This is a genomic window from Streptomyces cavernae, from assembly GCF_004023625.1.
Lineage (GTDB): Bacteria > Actinomycetota > Actinomycetes > Streptomycetales > Streptomycetaceae > Streptomyces > Streptomyces cavernae.
In genome coordinates, this window is the sequence record NZ_RPDJ01000059.1 from 21073 (window position 1) to 37501 (window position 16429).

14 protein-coding genes are annotated in these 16429 nt (G+C 70.6%); 7 read left to right on the forward strand and 7 right to left on the reverse strand.

What is annotated here, in order from left to right; all coding sequences use genetic code 11:
• Positions 1-4: 4 nt before the first annotated feature.
• The 5 genes from EF387_RS42645 to EF387_RS42665 all read right to left on the reverse strand — a co-directional run bounded on the left by EF387_RS42645 (position 5) and on the right by EF387_RS42665 (position 5210).
• The gene (locus tag EF387_RS42645) at positions 5-700 is read right to left on the reverse strand and encodes a WbqC family protein (RefSeq protein ID WP_162467326.1); all 696 of its coding nucleotides are present in this window, start codon (positions 698-700) and stop codon (positions 5-7) included.
• Positions 697-1365: a PIG-L deacetylase family protein gene (locus tag EF387_RS42650; RefSeq protein ID WP_202918554.1), complete on the reverse strand. Its 669-nt coding sequence runs from the start codon at positions 1363-1365 to the stop codon at positions 697-699. The genes EF387_RS42645 and EF387_RS42650 overlap by 4 nt, the downstream gene beginning before the upstream one ends.
• Positions 1365-2999 (reverse strand): GNAT family N-acetyltransferase, encoded by a 1635-nt coding sequence (locus EF387_RS42655; protein WP_128381982.1) that lies wholly within the window; start codon positions 2997-2999, stop codon positions 1365-1367. The genes EF387_RS42650 and EF387_RS42655 overlap by 1 nt, the downstream gene beginning before the upstream one ends.
• Before the next feature lie 159 nt (positions 3000-3158).
• Positions 3159-4259, reverse strand: coding sequence for a glycosyltransferase (locus tag EF387_RS42660; RefSeq protein ID WP_128381983.1), 1101 nt, complete (start codon positions 4257-4259; stop codon positions 3159-3161).
• 72 nt (positions 4260-4331) lie between these two features.
• Complete coding sequence (locus EF387_RS42665; protein WP_162467327.1) at positions 4332-5210, reverse strand: FkbM family methyltransferase; 879 nt, start codon at positions 5208-5210, stop codon at positions 4332-4334.
• A 229-nt stretch (positions 5211-5439) separates the two neighbouring features.
• On the opposite strand from EF387_RS42665, the gene EF387_RS42670 reads away from it, so the two are divergent.
• Both EF387_RS42670 and EF387_RS42675 read left to right on the forward strand, forming a co-directional pair.
• Complete coding sequence (locus EF387_RS42670) at positions 5440-6585, forward strand: glycosyltransferase (RefSeq protein WP_238432024.1); 1146 nt, start codon at positions 5440-5442, stop codon at positions 6583-6585.
• 5 nt (positions 6586-6590) lie between these two features.
• Positions 6591-7568, forward strand: coding sequence for an NAD-dependent epimerase/dehydratase family protein (locus EF387_RS42675; RefSeq protein WP_128381986.1), 978 nt, complete (start codon positions 6591-6593; stop codon positions 7566-7568).
• Positions 7569-7592: 24 nt separating this feature from the next.
• Here the strand turns inward: EF387_RS42675 and EF387_RS42680 are convergent, their stop codons facing one another.
• Together EF387_RS42680 and EF387_RS42685 are read right to left on the reverse strand one after the other, a co-directional pair.
• A complete protein-coding gene (locus tag EF387_RS42680) occupies positions 7593-8630 on the reverse strand; it encodes an MraY family glycosyltransferase (protein ID WP_128381987.1) in 1038 nt (345 codons plus the stop codon).
• Positions 8618-9694: an NAD-dependent epimerase/dehydratase family protein gene (locus tag EF387_RS42685; RefSeq protein ID WP_128381994.1), complete on the reverse strand. Its 1077-nt coding sequence runs from the start codon at positions 9692-9694 to the stop codon at positions 8618-8620. The genes EF387_RS42680 and EF387_RS42685 overlap by 13 nt, the downstream gene beginning before the upstream one ends.
• A 254-nt stretch (positions 9695-9948) precedes the next feature.
• Between EF387_RS42685 and EF387_RS42690 the strand changes: the two genes are divergently transcribed.
• The 5 genes from EF387_RS42690 to EF387_RS42710 all read left to right on the forward strand — a co-directional run.
• Complete coding sequence (locus EF387_RS42690) at positions 9949-11220, forward strand: nucleotide sugar dehydrogenase (RefSeq protein WP_238432022.1); 1272 nt, start codon at positions 9949-9951, stop codon at positions 11218-11220.
• Between the two features lie 153 nt (positions 11221-11373).
• Positions 11374-12864, forward strand: a complete 1491-nt coding sequence (locus tag EF387_RS42695) for a tyrosine-protein kinase domain-containing protein (protein WP_128381989.1) — start codon at positions 11374-11376, stop codon at positions 12862-12864.
• Between the two features lie 231 nt (positions 12865-13095).
• The gene (locus EF387_RS42700) at positions 13096-13905 is read left to right on the forward strand and encodes a glutaminyl-peptide cyclotransferase (RefSeq protein WP_238432023.1); all 810 of its coding nucleotides are present in this window, start codon (positions 13096-13098) and stop codon (positions 13903-13905) included.
• 102 nt (positions 13906-14007) lie between these two features.
• Positions 14008-15918 carry a hypothetical protein gene (locus EF387_RS42705; protein WP_128381991.1) on the forward strand — a complete coding sequence of 637 codons (1911 nt, stop codon included), beginning with the start codon at positions 14008-14010 and terminating at the stop codon, positions 15916-15918.
• 248 nt (positions 15919-16166) lie between these two features.
• Positions 16167-16429: helix-turn-helix domain-containing protein (locus tag EF387_RS42710; RefSeq protein ID WP_202918556.1), on the forward strand; the 263-nt coding region annotated here is incomplete at its 3' end.

A 16429-nucleotide genomic window follows, 5' to 3' on the forward strand; every position in this document is an offset into this window, starting at 1 on the left:
TTCATCACACGTCACTGAGGTGGTAGCCGGACAGCAGCGGTGGTAGTTCGGCCTGTGCCAGCCGCGACCACGCGTCCACCGCGGAGAGGCAGGGCACGAAGGGGCGGGCCTGGGGATACTCAGGGTGGTCGAAGTCGAAGAACCGGACCGTGATGCCCCGCCCGGCGAAGGCGGCAAGATCAAGGTAGTCGCGTCCGGAGGGACCGGCGATGTACTCGTCCGCACCCACCGCTGCGCACAGGTTGAGGATCAGTTCGCTCTTGCTCCCGGCTACGGCGAGGTCCCCCGAATGGATGCGCGGTACCTTGACGTCGAACTGCGCGAACAACCAGTCCGCGATGCGCAGGTTGAGGTCGGCCAGCAGCGAGCCCGGTGCCGCCTCGCCGATCAGTGCGAGCAGCCCTTCGAGACGGTCGGCGCCCGGGGTCCCGGAGGCCGCCTGGGTCAGGCGTCCCTGGTATTTCCGCTGCCAATGCGGTGTGCCGGCGATCCGGACATCGCGGATAGGGGTGCCGAACGGCGAGTTCACCGGGACGGTGAGCCAGATGGGCTTCCCGTCCAGGAGAACCCTGTTGCGGTTCTGGAAGTAGTTCTTCCGAAAGGGCACCGAGTCGAGGACGATCCACATGTCCGAGGCCGCGACCTTCGCCAACAGGCCCAGCCACGGCAGGTGTTCCGGTTGATGGATGGTGACCCTCACGCCAGAACCGCTTCCAGCCGGGACACCTCGAACGCCTCGCCGTACCGGGCCCGCATCTCGTAACCCCGGTACCGTGATCGGGCCTCGACGCCCTCGATCCACTGCTCGCCGTACTTCTCGAGCTCCGACCGGTGGCAGCGCAGGGCTCGCAGCTTCAGGTCGATGGTGTCGTCGATGTTCATGTAGAGCTGCGGACGGAATCCGACATAGCTGCGCCCGGCCGGTGTGATCGGCTCGTACATGAGCACGGAGTTGTAGTACCTGCTCGCCGCGATGGTGGCGAGGGCGGTGTTCGCGTGGGAGCGATGGGTGTCGAACGGCCAGTGGGTGAACACCATGGTGGGCCGGAAGTCGTCGACGATGGCGTTGATGGCTTCCACCACGGTCGAGTGGTTCTCCACGTCCTTCGCGGGGAACTGCAGGACGTCGAACTCCTTCACACCGAGCGTCGCGGCGGCCTCCTGGCCTTCCTCCTTCGCGACGACGGCGTCCCGGAAGTGGATTCCGTTGTAGCTCGTGTACTCCGAGGTGCTCATCACCAGGAAGCGCACCCGCGCTCCGGCCTGCACCAGCCTGGCCGCGGTGCCACCGGCGGCGAGCTCGATGTCATCGAGATGAGCCCCGACGAAGAGGCTGCGTTCGAACATGGGATTGCTGCACAGCATCAGGTTCTCCTCCAGGGAAACACGGGCCGCCAGAGCGACCGCGAGAGCCAGGCGGCCGGACCGGCGCCCTGGTCCTTCAGACAGCGGAGGGTTGCGGCGAGCGCCGCGGCGACGGGTTCCGTGTCGAACATCGCGGCGCGTTCGACGAGTTGTGTGCGCGCCTCAGCGGTGGAGGGCAGGCGCGCGGCGGCGACGGCCAGCCGTGTCATCCGCTCGAGATCGCCGTCAGGCGCGACATGACGGTCCTTCAGCTCCCCCATGACTTCCGCGCAGCCGCCGACGTCGAAGGACACGCAGGGCACCCCGAGGGCCATGGCTTCGAGAAGCACACGAGGGAAGCCCTCCTGACGGGACGGAACGATCAGACAGTGGGCCTGGGCCATCGTGCTCAGGGCGATGTCGTTCGGCACCCGGCCTGCCATCAGCAAGGGCTCCGGTGCGAGCAGCGGACGCAGCGGACCGTCTCCCAGTACCAGCAGTTCCGCGTCGGGCAGTTCCTTTCGGATCGCCGTCAGCAGGTGCGGCAGTCGGTCCGCGCCGCGCAGCGGATCGAGACCGTGCACGTAGAGGAATCGGTGAGGAGAGGTCAGCCAGCCTTGGATTTCCGGCTGCGGAGGCGGTGGGAGGACGGTTGCGGCACGCAGCGCTTGAAGGTTCACGTCGTTGCACGCGAGCAGCATTCGGTCCGGACTGAGGCCGTAGCGCCGGGCGTACTGCCGGAGGAGTCGTGGCGGGCCGGTGACGACCGCGTCGACCCCGTGGCGCAGCACGACGCGATGAATGAGCCGCCCCGCGCGGGCACGCGGGCCCAGCCGGGCTCCCGGCAGGACGCCGGCGCCACCCGAGGACCACAGCACCACACGCCAGCCGCCCCCGAACCGTCCTGCCAGCCACAGGAGAGCAGCCAGCTTCCAGTGGATCCGGACGAAGACGACATCGACCCGCTCCCGCCGTGCCCGTGCCACGAGGCGAACGAAGGCCCGTACCCAGCCGAGGCTCAGCTGCAGCGGCGGCAGGTCCGCAGGGTCGCCGTACCGCACGACCGTGGCCCGGCTCCTGCGCGACAGGGCTTCGACGAGACCCGGGACATGCGCGGCATGCCCGCTTCGCATTCCCGATGTGTTGAAGACGTACCAAAGGCGCAGGTCTGCTACGGGTGCCAGCGGCTCGGTCGACAGCAGCAACTTGCCGGCCCGGGTGGTCTCGCGGACGCGGAACCCGGCGCGGGTGTAGAGGGCGAGTGCGGGGCGGTTCCGCGGGTCGCAGTTGATCGTCAGCACGCCGGACGACTGAGCGAACAGCCGGGCGAGGAGCGAGGAAGCCACGCCTGTGCCCCGATGACCGGGATCCACAGCCAGGCGGTGCACATGCGCCCCGTCCGGCCGGCGTGAGGCGATGAGGAAGCCGATCGGTTCTTCCCCCGCCATTGCGACAAGACTCAACTGCGGTTTGCCGGGCAGGGGGCAGGTGAAGTTCTCCAGATCCCATGGCTCGTCGTCATAGTGGGTGCTCGCCCGGTGGACGCGCCGTTCCAGGTCGACGAGCGAACCGAGCAGCGCATCCGGCACATCGGCCAGACGCCGAAGCTGCGGCCCGTGCGAACCGGCCGAGACCATCCCCGCTGTGCCGTGCATCTGTGGTCTCCGGGTCGAGTAGTGGATCACTCGCCAGACTGACACCGTGCGCAGGGCTGACGGGTCCGACGAGCCGCCCGCGGGGGCCGGTTGCACTCCATCGGCGTATCCGCCCGCTCCCCGTCTCCCGCGTCCCGTAGCCGTTGGCAGGCGTCGGTCTCAGCGCGCCCCGGTCGCCAGTTCGCGGTAGATCTCGTCGAACCAGTCGGCCGTTTCCGACAGGTCCACCGTGGCCGTGTCCGCGAGCGCTCCGGCCGCCAGTACCGGATGGACGTCGGGACGCATGGCCCGCAGGATCCCGTCGGCGAAGGCTTCCGCGGATCCGGGCGGAGTGAGGATTCCGTTGTGGTTGTCCCGGATCAGCTCGGGGACACCACCGACCGCCGTGGATACCACCGGCACTCCCGCGGCAAGCGCCTCCATGACCACCACGGGCAGCCCTTCGTATGTGGAGGACAGCAACAGGACGTCCGCCGCCGCCACGAGTCGGCCGGCCCCCGGCACCAGGCCCAGGTACCGAACCCGCTCGCGCAGTCCGCGCCTGTCGATGTCCGCGAGAACCTGGTCACGCAAGGGACCGTCACCCGCCAGCACGAACAGCGCATCAGGTCGCCGGGCGAGCACCAGCGAGGCCGCCTCGACCAGGAGCGCGTGGTTCTTCTGCATCCGCAGATTGGCCACACAGGCCAGTACGAAGGCGTCACCGGGAATCCCGAACTCGGCGCGCACCTCCGCGGCCCGGGTTGCCCAGAAGCGCTGTGCGGCGACATCGACGCCGTGGACCCGTGTACGGACGAGCCGGGCGCCGCGGACCGTTCGGGAGTTCGCCACCTGCGGTGACACGGCCACCGTCAGATCGTCCAGCCGCCGGGTCGGCCGGTTGAGGAGCCTGGTCAGCGGGTGGTACCAGACCTGGTGGACCGTCGAGATCAGTGACGGCCGGGGACGCATCATACGGAGGGCCGGGCGCAGCACGGCCGCCGGCAACGGGGAGTGGACGTTGACCACGTCGGGGGACAGCCGCCGTACCGCGCCCACCAGCCTGGCGTAGCGCAGCCACTTCGGACCTCGCCGCAGGTCGACGACCTTGATGCCGTCGTCCAGGAGCGCTTCGATCAGTTCCTCGGTGTTCGCCCGCAGGAAGACGACGGTGTAGTCACGGCCTGTCCGGGGCGCCCGGCGCAGCCGTTCCACGAGAAGGACTTCCGCCCCGCCGACGTCGAGCGTCTTGATCACTTCACAGACCCGGACCTCGGCCATCGTTCGCTCCCTTCGCGCTTCGGCAACCCGTGCGGCGGAACGCTCTCCCTCGTCGGAGAAAGGCGGTTCGCGTCAGGCACGTGCCGCGCCCCGCAGCCGGGCGTCGATCTCGTCCGCCCGTTGCCGCGAGACCGCGAACACGTCCGTCCCGTGTGCGGCCGGAGCGGGAACGAACCGGTTCAGCGCGGGCTCGTAGTGCATGAGGTCGTATCCGTGGTCGCCGAGCCAGCCGCGCACCTCAGCGACCGTCGAACCGAACCTGGCCAGGAAGGGATCGACCAGTTCGAGGAACCACACCGGCGGTTCGGCCCGGCACAGGAGCTTCTCCGCACCGCGCAGGGCGCAGTGTTCGGCGCCCTCGATGTCGAGCTTGCCCATCGCCCAGGAACGGTCCGACAACACCTCGTCGAGTCGTACGACCTGTGCGGAGACGGTCTTTCCCTCGTCGTGTTCCGTACGGATCCGGGAGCCGGTGCCGCGCAGTACGAACGGAACCGCACCGGGGCTCTGCCCGACTGCCATTTCGTGTACCGACACACAGCACAGCCGGTTTCTTTCGACATTCTCGCGCAGCCTGGCCGCATAGACGGGGTGGGCCTCGAAAGCGTGTACCTCACCGGTAGCGGAAACGAGTTGGGCGGCGAGCAGCGTGAAGATTCCTTCGTTCGCCCCGCCGTCGATGAATCCGTCGCCGGGACGGAGATACCGCTTCATGAAGGTCATGGCCTGATAGTCGGGCAGCCCGCCGAAATAGACGAGGCGCCCCACTTGAGTGCTGTCCGGGTAGGCCCGGAAGCGCATGCCGTCGTAGACCCTCAGGTCGAACGGCTTGCCGACGGCACGCTTGTACCCTTGCCACAGCGCCATGCGTGCGAAGGCTTGCACGCGCCGCCCGCGGTTGGCCGGATGGTCCGCGATCAGCCCGAGCATTTCCCGCACCGTGGTTGGCATTGACTCCCGCTTCCGACGCAATTGGGCGGCGCATTCACCGTCCCCGGCCCAGCGCGGGGGAACGGCTTGTCCGAAGCCGTTTATATATCCGGCGGTGGCGGGTGCGGCAGTCCGCCACGCGGGACTTCCGTGCCCTTGTCGGATACCGAACGGAAAGCGGCCTAATATCGGGCCCATGTCGACCCCCACAAACCGGCCCCCGGTTTCCGGCATTCCCCGCTTGCGTGTCATGAGAGTCGTCACCCGGATGAATATCGGCGGTCCGGCCGTTCAGGTGTCGGCCCTCGTTCGGGGGCTGGATCCGGCGTACTTCGATCACCGGCTGTTCGCGGGGCAGGTGGGGCCGGGTGAGGCGGATCATGTGGAGCAGCGCGCGCCGGACGTCGCGGTGCGGCGGCTCACCTGGCTGGGGCGGGCCGTACGGCCCACGGACGACGTCCGCGCGCTCGCCGAACTCATCTCGGCCATGCGGCGGTTCCGGCCGCACATCGTGCACACGCACACCGCGAAGGCGGGCGCTCTGGGTCGGACGGCGGCCGTGCTGGCGCGTGTCCCCGCACGGGTGCACACCTTCCACGGTCATCTGCTGCACGGGTACTTCTCTCCCGCGAGGACGCGGGTCGTGGTGCGGACCGAGCGTGCGCTGGCGGCCGTCAGCGACCGGTTGGTGGCCGTCGGCGGCCGGGTGCGGGACGACCTCGTCGCCGCCGGGATCGGCACGGCCGGGAAGTACGCCGTGGTACCTCCCGGCACCACCCTCCCGGCGGCGCCCGAACGCCCCGAGGCCCGGCGCCTGCTGGGGCTTCCGCCCGAGGTGCCGGTCGTGGCGTACGTGGGCCGGGTCACCGGGATCAAGCGGCCCGACCGCTTCCTCGCCGTGGCCCGCGAGGTGCGCCGTGCCGTCCCCGGCGCCCGGTTCGTGATGTGCGGGGAGGGCGATCTGCGGCCGGATCCGGCGGCGGTCACCGAACTCGGGGACGCGCTGCACCTGTTGGGCTGGCGAGCAGATGTGGAGACCGTGTACGCGGCGGCCGACCTGGTGTTGCTGACCTCCGACAACGAAGGCATGCCGGTCAGTCTGATCGAGGCCGGACTGGCGGGAGTTCCGGCGGTGGCGACGGATGTGGGCAGCGTCGCCGAGGTCGTTCGGGACGAGAAGACCGGGCTCCTCGCGGGCCCCTCCGTCACGGAACTCGCCCGGCACACCGTACGCCTGCTCCGTGACGAGCGCCTGCGCCGGGAGATGGGCGCCCGGGCGCGTGAGACGACCCTCCGGCGCTTCGGCGCGGACCGTCTGGTGGCCGACACCGAAGCCCTCTACGCCTCGATCGCCGTCGCCCGGGGCTGGTGGCCCCCGTCCCTATCCGAAAGGTGAGCACGTTGAACGTTGTCGTTACCGGAGGCGCCGGGTTCATCGGGGCCAACCTGTGCCGGGAGCTCGTAGCGCGGCCGTCCGTGGGCAAGGTCGTCGCCCTGGACGACCTGAGTACGGGGAACGCTCAGAACCTGGCGGGCGTCGACGCGGAACTCGTCCAGGGCAGCATCCTCGACGCCGACCTCCTCCACGGGGTCGTGGCCGGGGCGGACGCCGTCGTCCATCTCGCGGCGCGCCCGTCCGTACCGCGCTCGCTGGCCGATCCCGTCGCCAGTCACAACGCCAACGCCACCGGGACGGTGAATGTCCTCGAGGCCTGCCGGAGCGCGGGCGTCCCGGTGGTCGCGGCGTCGTCCTCGTCGGTCTACGGATCGGTCCCCACGCTGCCGAAGCACGAGGAGCTGCCGACCCGGCCGCTGAGCCCCTACGCCGCGAGCAAGCTCGCCACCGAGGCGTATGTCCTCGCCTACGGCGCCTCGTTCGACCTGCCGGTGCTGGCGTTCAGGTTCTTCAACGTGTACGGGCCCCTGCAGCCGGCCGGACACGCCTACGCCGCCGTGATCCCCGCCTTCATCGACGCCATGCTGCGCGGCAGACCGGTGCGCGTCTTCGGCGACGGGCTGCAGACGCGGGACTTCACATACGTCGGAACCGTGGTGAAGGTGCTGGCCGACGCGGTGCTGCGGAAGGTCACCTGCGCCACCCCGGTGAACCTGGCGTTCGGGACGCGGGTGCCGGTCGTCGACGTGTGCCGGCGGCTCGCGGACATCATCGGGGTGCCCGCGGACATCCGGCACGAGGAGGCGCGGGTGGGCGATGTCCGCCACTCCCAGGCCGCGGACGGTGTGCTGCGCGGTCTCTTCCCCGACATCGCCCAAGTTCCGCTGGAGCGCGGGCTGTTGGAGACGGTGAGCTGGTTCCGGACCCTGCCCGAGTACGGGGCGGTGACCGCGGCCGGGGCGGTGCCGGTGGAAGTCGGCTGACCAGGTGAGGGGGCCGCGGCCCCCTCACCCCGTCCGGTCGGCGCCCGGAACGGTGTAGACGGGGACCCTCAGCAGCAGCCACCCGGACACGGCGGTCACCGTGAGCGCCGTGATCAGAGCGACGGTCCCCGGGAAGGCCCTCAGCATGACGAGCGTCGCCGCCAGGCAGGTCATCAACGCGAAGCCGCCGATCACCAAGGTGACTTGACGGACCGTCAGGCCGAGCTGCCGGAGCCGGTGCGCGATGTGGTCCCGGCCGCCCTGCAGCAGCGGCCGGCCCGCCCTGCGCCGCGCGACCATCACCAGACCGGTGTCCGCGGTGACCACCAGGGTGATCAGCAGCAGACTGGTGAATCCCGAATGGGCGGTGTCGCCCCGGTGCAGGACCACCGTGACCGATGACACCAGGAAGCCCACGAAGAGCGAGCCCGCGTCACCGAGGAAGATCCGTGCGGGATGCCAGTTGTGGAAGAGGAAACCCGCGCAGGCCCCGGCCAACGCCGCCATGACCGCGGCAATGCCGGTCAGACCCACCGCGAGTGCGGCACCGCAGAGGAACCCCGCGATGACCGCGGTGACCGTGGACACCACCCCGTCCATGTTGTCCAGCAGGTTGAACGCGTTGGTGGTGAAGAGGATCCAGCCGACGGCGAGCACCGCGTCGGGCCAGCCCCCGAACACCTCGGGGTGACCGCACCAGACCACCACCGTCACGGCGGCCGCCGCCTCGACGCCGAGCCGGGCACGAATGCTGAGCGATCGCAGGTCGTCGGCGAGCCCGAGGACGGCGACGAGCGCGGCGCAGGCGAGCAGGACACCCACCGTGGCTCCGTCCTGGGGCAGTGCGAGGGCCGCGGCGGCCGCGCAGCCCAGTGTGGCCACGGCGACCGCGATGCCTCCGAGGTAGGGCGTCGGACGGTCGTGGGCCTTGCGCGCGTCGGGCTGGTCGGTGTAGCCGCGGCGCAGGGCCAGTCGTCGTAGCGGCTCGGTCAGTGTGGCGGCGGCCAGCAGAGCCCCGAGCCCCGCGACCGCCGACACCAACCATGGATTCAGACCGAGCATGGCCCCGCCAGCACGGTCCGGACCGCGGTCGCCCCCTGCTGTGCGGGCGCCTCGGCCACCGGATCGCCCGCCTGCCGGCCCAGTTCGGCACGGGCCTCGGCGACGGCGTCCGCGACCGCGTCCGCCAGTACGTCGTCGAGGTCGCGCCGCGGCCTCCAGCCGGTGAAGGCCCTGAGTTTGGCGGTGTCGGGGACCCGGCGCTCCATGTCCTCGAAACCGGGCCCGTAGGCCTCGTTGTAGGTGAGCAGTCGCACCGAGGACGTGCTGCCGGCGCGGGCGATGATCCGCTCCGCCAGGTCCAGAATGGTGATCTCCTCGTCGCTGCCGATGTTGAACGTCTCCCCCACCGCGCCCGGCAGGTCGATCAGCGCCAGGAGTGCCTCGACGACGTCCGCGACGTGCAGGAAGCAACGGCTCTGCCGGCCGGTGCCGTAGACGGTGAGGGGCTCGCCGCGGACCGCCTGCCTGGCGAACCTCGGGATGACCATGCCGTAGGCGGGGCTCTGCCGCGGACCGACCGTGTTGAAGAACCGCACGACGGTGGCGCGCAGTCCGTACTCCCTGCGGTACAGCTCGGCGAGGATCTCGTCGACCGCCTTGGCGGTGCTGTAGGACCAGCGGGGGACGGAGGGGCTTCCCAGGATCCGGTCGGAGGCCTCCGTCAGCGGTCCCCGCGAGTTCTTGCCGTAGATCTCCGAGGTACTGGCCAGGATCACCCGCCGGTCGTGCCGGTGAGCGGACTCGATGACGGTTTCGGTTCCTTTGGTGTTGACCGTGAAGGAATTCAGCGGCCGTTCCACAATCAGTTTCACACCCACGGCCGCCGCCAAATGCACAACGCTGCCGCATTCACGCATCAACTCATCGACGAGCGACGCGTCCAGTACCGATCCCTGTACGAATCGGAAATCACCCCGCTCGCGCGCCGCGGCGAGGTTCTCCAGACGTCCGGTACTGAGGTCGTCGAGTACGACAACGGGCTCGCCGCGGGCAAGCAGTGCGTCCACGAGATGGGAGCCGATGAAGCCGGCCCCTCCGGTCACCAGGTACTTCTGACGTTCCATCACGCCCTCACTCCATGTCTTCGGGTGGGGCGCCACCGGAGGCATGCACACCGGCAACGCACGGCAACAATAGCCGGGGGTGGCGCAAATACAATGAATTGATACGCGATTAGTCCGTTCGTACCCACGGACGACTAGTGTGCCGCCATTCGCCGCCGATGCGTCACTCGGGAGACGGAAAGGAAGCCGCACGGTCCGGGCGCCGGGCATATTCGACGAGACATTCCGCTTGGCCAGCAGAGGGGAGTCCGACGGTGTCGACGGCAACAAGAAAGGTTGCGGTGGTGGGGCAGGGCTATGTCGGCCTGCCACTCGCCGTGCGAGCGGCGGAGGCCGGGCACGACGTCGTGGGGATCGATGTGGACGAGCTCCGCGTCAAACGGCTGGCCACCGGCGATTCGTTCGCGGAGGACGTCACGTCGTTGCGCCTGAAGGCGGCCCTCCACTCGGGCCGCTACGTTCCGAGCACCGACTACGCGGACGCCGCCGGATTCGACGTCTGCGTCATCACCGTGCCGACACCTTTGAAGGACAACGCGCCCGACCTGAGTTTCGTCGAGGACGCCGCGCGGGAAATCGCGGGACATCTTCAGCCGAAAGCCACGGTGATCCTCGAGTCCACCACGTATCCATGCACGACCGAGCATGTGGTCCGGCCGATCCTGGAAGCGGGCAGCGGGCTGCGCGCGGGGCAGGATTTCTTTCTCGGATACAGCCCGGAGCGCATTGACCCGGGAAACTCGGCTTGGCGACTCGAGAACACCCCGAAGGTGGTCTCCGGAGTCAATGACGTATCCCTGCGGCATGTCGAGGAGTTCTACGGCGACATCGTCGAGCGCACGGTTGCGGTGAGTTCGCCGCGGACCGCCGAGTTGACCAAGCTCCTGGAAAACACGTTCCGCCACGTCAATATCGCGCTGGTCAACGAACTCGCCATGTACTGCAAGCCACTTGGCATCGACATCTGGGAAGTGATCGACGCGGCGTCGACAAAACCCTTCGGATTCATGCGTTTTCTGCCCGGGCCGGGGGTCGGCGGACACTGTCTGCCCATCGATCCCTCGTATCTCTCGTGGCAGGTGAAGCAGACGCTGCGGCACGACTTCCGGTTCGTCTCCCTCGCCAACGACATCAACACCCATATGCCCGACCACGTGGTGCTGCGCGTCGCCAGAGGTCTCAACGTCCGCCGCAAGGCGGTCAACGGCAGCCGGGTGCTGCTCCTCGGACTCGCCTACAAGAAGAACACCGGCGACATCCGGGAGTCCCCCTCGCTCGCGGTGGCCCGTGGTCTGAAGGAACTGGGCGCGCACGTCCTCGCGGTGGAACCGCACGTCGACCCGGTGCGGCTGCCGCAGGACATCCTGTGCGTCGAACTCACCGAGCAGCAGCTCACGGCGGCCGATGCCGTGGTCGTGACCACCGATCACGACGTCTTCGACTACGCGCTGGTGGAACGGTTCGCCGACTACGTCTTCGACGCCTGCAACCGCTGCTCGCACGCCGAGTCCGTCGAACGCCTCTGAAGGCGCGGACCCCGGGCGCGCCCCTGCGGCCCGGTCCACTCCGACCTTCCGCCACAACCGCCGTACCGGCTGTACCTGCCATACCGACCATGCGACACAAACAACTCGGCCCAACCCTAAGGCGACTGTCGCATCCACTCGTTCCGATCGGGGATGACCTTGGATTTCCGTGACTACCTAAGAGTCCTTTCCCGCCGGTGGTTCGTCATCGCGCTGGTGACCGTGCTGGGGACGGCAGCAGGCGTCCTGGCCAGTGTTCTCGCCACCCCCGAGTACCGGGCGACGGCCACGCTGTTCGTCTCTCTGCAGGACGGCGAGGACACCTCACAGCTCTACCAGGGCAACTCGTTCACCCAGGCCAGGGTCCAGTCCTACGCCGAGGTGGCGACCAGTCCGGAGGTGACCGGGCCGGTGGTGGAGTCGCTCCGGCTCGACCTCACACCGGCGGAGCTGGCCCGCCGTATCTCGGCGGAGGCACCGCTCAACACGGTGCTGGTGCGGCTGACCGTCACCGACAGCCGGGCCGATCAGGCGGCGTTGATGAGCAACGCGGTCGCCGACCAGTTCGCCGAGGTGATCACGGAACTGGAGCGGCCCGAGAAGGAGAAGCCCTCCTCGCCGGTCCGGCTCACCGTCACAGAACCCGCCGCCGTGCCCGCCGCGCCCGCGTCCCCGAACACCATGCTCAACGCCACGCTCGCGCTGGCGGTGAGCCTGCTGCTCGGTATGGGGCTCGGTGTCGCGCTGGAGACACTGGACACGTCGGTGCGGGACTCCAAGGCCCTCACCGAGTGTCTGGCCTCGGCCGGCGGACCCGCCGTGCTGTCCTCCATCGTGACCGACCCGCGGGCGTCCCGGCACCCGGTCTCCCTGCGCGACGACACGCACAGTCCGCGCGCCGAGGGATTCCGCAAGCTCCGGGTCAATCTGCAGTTCGCGGAGGTGGACCAGCGGCCGAAGGTGATCGCCGTCACCAGCCCGCTGCCGCGCGAGGGCAAGAGCAGCGTGTCGGTGAACCTGGCCGCGACCCTGGCCGAGGAGGGGGCGAAGGTGTGTCTGATCGACTGCGATCTGCGCCGCCCCTCGGTCGCCAAGGCGCTCGGCCTGGTCCGGGACGCGGGGCTGACCACGGCTCTGGTGGGCCGCGCCGAACCGCGTGACCTGCTGCAGTCCGCGGGAGCGTTCTCCGTGCTCACCAGCGGGATGATTCCGCCGGACCCGACCCGGCTGCTGGGCAGCACCCAGTTCGGTTCCCTGGTGCGGGCGCTCGCCGAGGAGTTCGACCATGTCGTGGTGGACACCCCTCCGGTGCTCCCCTTCGCCGACACTCCCGCGATGGCTCCCGCCATCGACGGCTATCTGCTCGTGGTGCGCGCCGGCCGGACCAGCCGGAGCCAGGTCGTGGACGCGCTGCGCGTCCTCGAACGCGTCAACGTCCCCGTCCTGGGGGCCGTCCTGAACGCCGCTCCGGCCCGTGGTGAGGCCGACGGTTACGGCTACGGCTACAACTACCGGGCCGAGGAGCCGACGGGCGCGGCGCGGCTCACCGCGCTCGTGCCGTCGCGCCTCGCGGCGGTGGTGCCGAACCGGGGGCGCGGCTCCGAGTCCAACGGCACGCTGGTGTCGGCCAAGACGCGGTCGTAGCGCCGGGAGCGAGTCATGCGTGGTGCGCCGCCCATCCCCGCGGCGGTCGTGGCCCTGGCCCTGGCCGGTGCCCTGCTCGTCGGCTCCTGCCGGACGAGCGGCACCGCCGGCGGCCAGGGCCACGCGCCGCGTGAGGGGTCCACGGCGGGCGTCCGGGGCACGCCTGCCCCGGGGGGTGGCGAGAGCCCGCCGACACCGGGGGGCGTCGGAACTGCGGCAAGCGAAGGGGGCGTGGGAAGCACCGCGGACACGGCGGGCGCCGGGGGTGTCGGAAACACCGCGGAGACGGCGGGCGCGGGGGGTGTCGCAAGCACCTCGGCCGCAGGGGACTCGGGGGGCGTCGAGCGGTTGCGGGTCGAGGTCGTCGAGACCCTGCCGCACGACCCCGAGGCGTTCACCCAGGGCCTGGAGATGGCCGGCGACACCCTCTACGAGAGCACGGGCATCGCCGGGCGCTCCTCGGTCCGCGCCGGGCCGCCCGGCGGATCCGCCGAGGTCCGTGCCGATCTGCCGGCACCGCTGTTCGCCGAGGGCATCACCGTCCTGGGGCCGACCCTGTGGCAGCTGACCTGGCGCAACCGCGTCGCCATCGAGCGCGACGCGCGGACGCTCGCCGAGCTGCGCCGGGTCCCCTACCGGGACGAAGGGTGGGGCGTGTGCCACCAGCGGCACCGCAACCGGCTGGTGACGAGCGACGGGTCGGCCCGGCTCACCTTCCGGGACCCCCGGACCCTCGCGAAGACCGGGGAGGTGCACGTCACGGCCCGCGGCCGGCCGGTGCCGCGCCTCAATGAACTGGAGTGCGTCGGCGACCTCGTGTACGCCAACGTCTGGCCCGCCGACCGGATCGTCCGCATCGACGCGGGAACCGGGCGGGTGACCGGGGACATCGCCGTCCCGGCCCTGCTCGGCGCCGAGGAGAGGCGGCGGGCGAACGTCCTGAACGGTGTCGCGGCCGTCCCCGGGACCGATCAGTTCCTGATCACCGGCAAGTCGTGGCCCAGGATGTTCCGGGTGGTCTTCGTTCCCGTGGGCGGCTGACTCGGGCGGCACCCCGGGCGCCACCGGGCGGCACCGGGCGGCAGGTGCCCTGGGCCGCGTCCGGAGAGGTGACCATCCGCCGATTCGCTCGTTCTGCTGAACGTGCAGCCACAGCATGTCGCCCCACGCCCCGCCCACGCCGCCGGAGTCGTCGACGTCGAACGCGCGGAGGCCGCGCTCGTCGAGCACTATCCGCGGCTCGTCCGGCTCGCCTATCTGGTACTGCCGCCGGGCCTCGGCCGCACCCGGCGGGTGCTCACCGCGCATGCCCTGGTCCAGCGGGCGCTGCCGCGGGGCCGCCGGCGGGCGTCCGTGATCCCGGCGCAGTCCAGGGGACGGGACGGCGACCCGGGCTACGCGTACGTCCGGCTGCAGGTGGTGCGCACCGCGCTGGAGGCGGGGTTGCCGTTGTGGCGCAGGGTCCGGGCGGGCCGGCTCGCCCGCCCCGCACTACCGCCACTGCTGCCCCAGGTGTGGGGGCTGAAGCTGTTCCCGCGTTCGGGCGGTGCCGATGAACTCGCCCTGGACCAGCGGCTTTCGGCGTTCAGCGCGGCGGCTCGCGCGGCCTGTGCGCTGCGCGGGCCGGAGCGGCTGTCCGACGGCGATGTGCGCGCGCTCCTCACCGCGGCGGGCGTCGCCGAGCCGGACGCGGCGCTGGAGGAGGCGAACGGGGTCGGGGCGCGACACGCGCTGCTGGACTCCCCCGAGTTCGACCCGTGCACGCTGCAGGCGAGGCCCACCGATCTGGTGCGCCGCCGTCAGCACACCAAGGCGGCGCTGGCCGCGGCGGCGGCACTGGCGGTGTCCGGCGCGCTGCTCGGTCTGCCCGGTGAGGGCTGGGGGCCGGACGGCGCGGCGGCGCCCCCGTACGCACGGAACCCGGCCGCCCAGGCCGCCCTGGAACCCGGGCAGTTGACGAAGGTGCCGGCCGGGGCGTGGAAGACGGCGGCGCGCCTGGACTTCTCCGCGTGGCCCGCCCGCGGCAACCTCGTCGGCAACACGGCACTGCTGCGCCGGGCCCTCGCGGTGTGGGCCCGCCCCGGTGGGTCGGTGCAGGTCTCCGCCACGCCCGGCACCCCGTCGGGCGCGCCGCCCGGGCCGCCGCAGCTGCTCTACGCGGGCGAGGTCGGCCAGGCCCGGGTGGTGCTGCTCCACGACGGACTGCGCATCGCCCGCTACGCGGAACCGCAGGACGGTACGAGCGGCGCGGCGCTGGACTTCGCCCGGGTCGACGGCGCGGACGACGCCGAGGCGAACGCGCTGGTGCTGCACCGCGCCGACGGCAACGTCCGCTATCTGACGGCGCCCTGGGTGCGCAGGACGACCGTGCGCGACCTGCTGAAGTCCGACACGGCAGTGGTGCTGCGCCGTTCACCGGACGGCGTGACCGACCCGTTCGTCAGCCCCGCCCAGCAGTCCGGCGCATGCACGTCGTGGCATGTGCTCCAGTTGGACGAGGGCTCCCGTACCCGGCTCACCACCGACCTCGGCGAACTGGTCCCCGCCCGTCTGACCTGGGGTCGCCCCGGCTCCCCGCGCGAGGCCACCCCGAGCCGGTGGTCCCCGCTGGCCTGCTCGCTGGCCACGGTCCGCGGCCAAGGCGTGCGCTCGGTCAACGCCTGGCAGTACGCGCGCCAGCCGCTCCCCGACGCGTCCGGCACGGCGGAGTGGCTGTGCACCCGAGCCGACACCTGGCGGGATACGGACTCCCGTGTCCTGGCCCAGTTCCGCACGCCCGGCAAGCCGTACGCGGCGATCGCGGCCAAGGCCGAGAACTCCCCGGCCTGCGGCCCCCGGGACGCCCATGTGCTGGCGGGTGTGATGTGGAAGGCGCAGACGGGCAGGTGGTACCTCCTCGCCGCCGGAGCCAGGGACACGGCGTCCATCACCACCACCGGCGGAGTCCGGGCCACTGCCCGGGGCCATCTGCTGGCGGTCCCGGCGGAGGACGGCGCGCGGGCGGACCTCGAGGGCGAGCTGCGGAACGGGCGGGCGATCTCCTCGCTGCGCTGAGGGCTGTCTCGTAAGGGGTCCTTGCAGAATGACCCTCTTGTGGCACGGTGGAGTTGTATGTGTTGCGGGGCGTATTTCGGCTGATCGACGGTCCGGCAGCCCGGCCCGCGGCACCGAGCTGCGGGAACTGGTCCGGCGGGGCACTGGGCCACCTGCCGCGAGATCACTATCGTCGCAGGTCAGTGCGACCTCACGGAGTCCTACTAGTGTCGTGAGTCTTAGGAAAGCCATAGAAGTATCCTGGGGTCATGGCGCGCATGGGTCGGCCGACGGTCGAGGTAGTCCTGACGGATGACGAGCGCGAGACGTTGCTGCGCTGGTCGCGGCGGGCAACGTCCTCGCAAGCTTTGGCACTGCGGTGCCGGATCGTCCTCGCGTGTGCCGACGGGCTGTCGAACACCCAGGTCGGCGCCGACCTCGGCATCCATCCGACCACGGTGGCCACGTGGCGGAAGCGGTTCGCGGCCGGTCGGCTTGAGGGCCTGGCCGACGAGAAACGGCCAGGGCCTGC

Bases quoted from the DNA above. Each gene is read 5' to 3' on its own strand.
- EF387_RS42685 (WP_128381994.1), bottom strand. From the start codon at position 9,694: ATGGAACGTCAGAAGTACCTGGTGACCGGAGGGGCCGGCTTCATCGGC.
- EF387_RS42650 (WP_202918554.1), bottom strand. From the start codon at position 1,365: ATGCTGTGCAGCAATCCCATGTTCGAACGCAGCCTCTTCGTCGGGGCT.
- EF387_RS42660 (WP_128381983.1), bottom strand. From the start codon at position 4,259: ATGGCCGAGGTCCGGGTCTGTGAAGTGATCAAGACGCTCGACGTCGGC.
- EF387_RS42680 (WP_128381987.1), bottom strand. From the start codon at position 8,630: ATGCTCGGTCTGAATCCATGGTTGGTGTCGGCGGTCGCGGGGCTCGGG.
- EF387_RS42665 (WP_162467327.1), bottom strand. From the start codon at position 5,210: ATGCCAACCACGGTGCGGGAAATGCTCGGGCTGATCGCGGACCATCCG.
- EF387_RS42695 (WP_128381989.1), top strand. From the start codon at position 11,374: ATGACCTTGGATTTCCGTGACTACCTAAGAGTCCTTTCCCGCCGGTGG.
- EF387_RS42670 (WP_238432024.1), top strand. From the start codon at position 5,440: ATGAGAGTCGTCACCCGGATGAATATCGGCGGTCCGGCCGTTCAGGTG.
- EF387_RS42655 (WP_128381982.1), bottom strand. From the start codon at position 2,999: ATGCACGGCACAGCGGGGATGGTCTCGGCCGGTTCGCACGGGCCGCAG.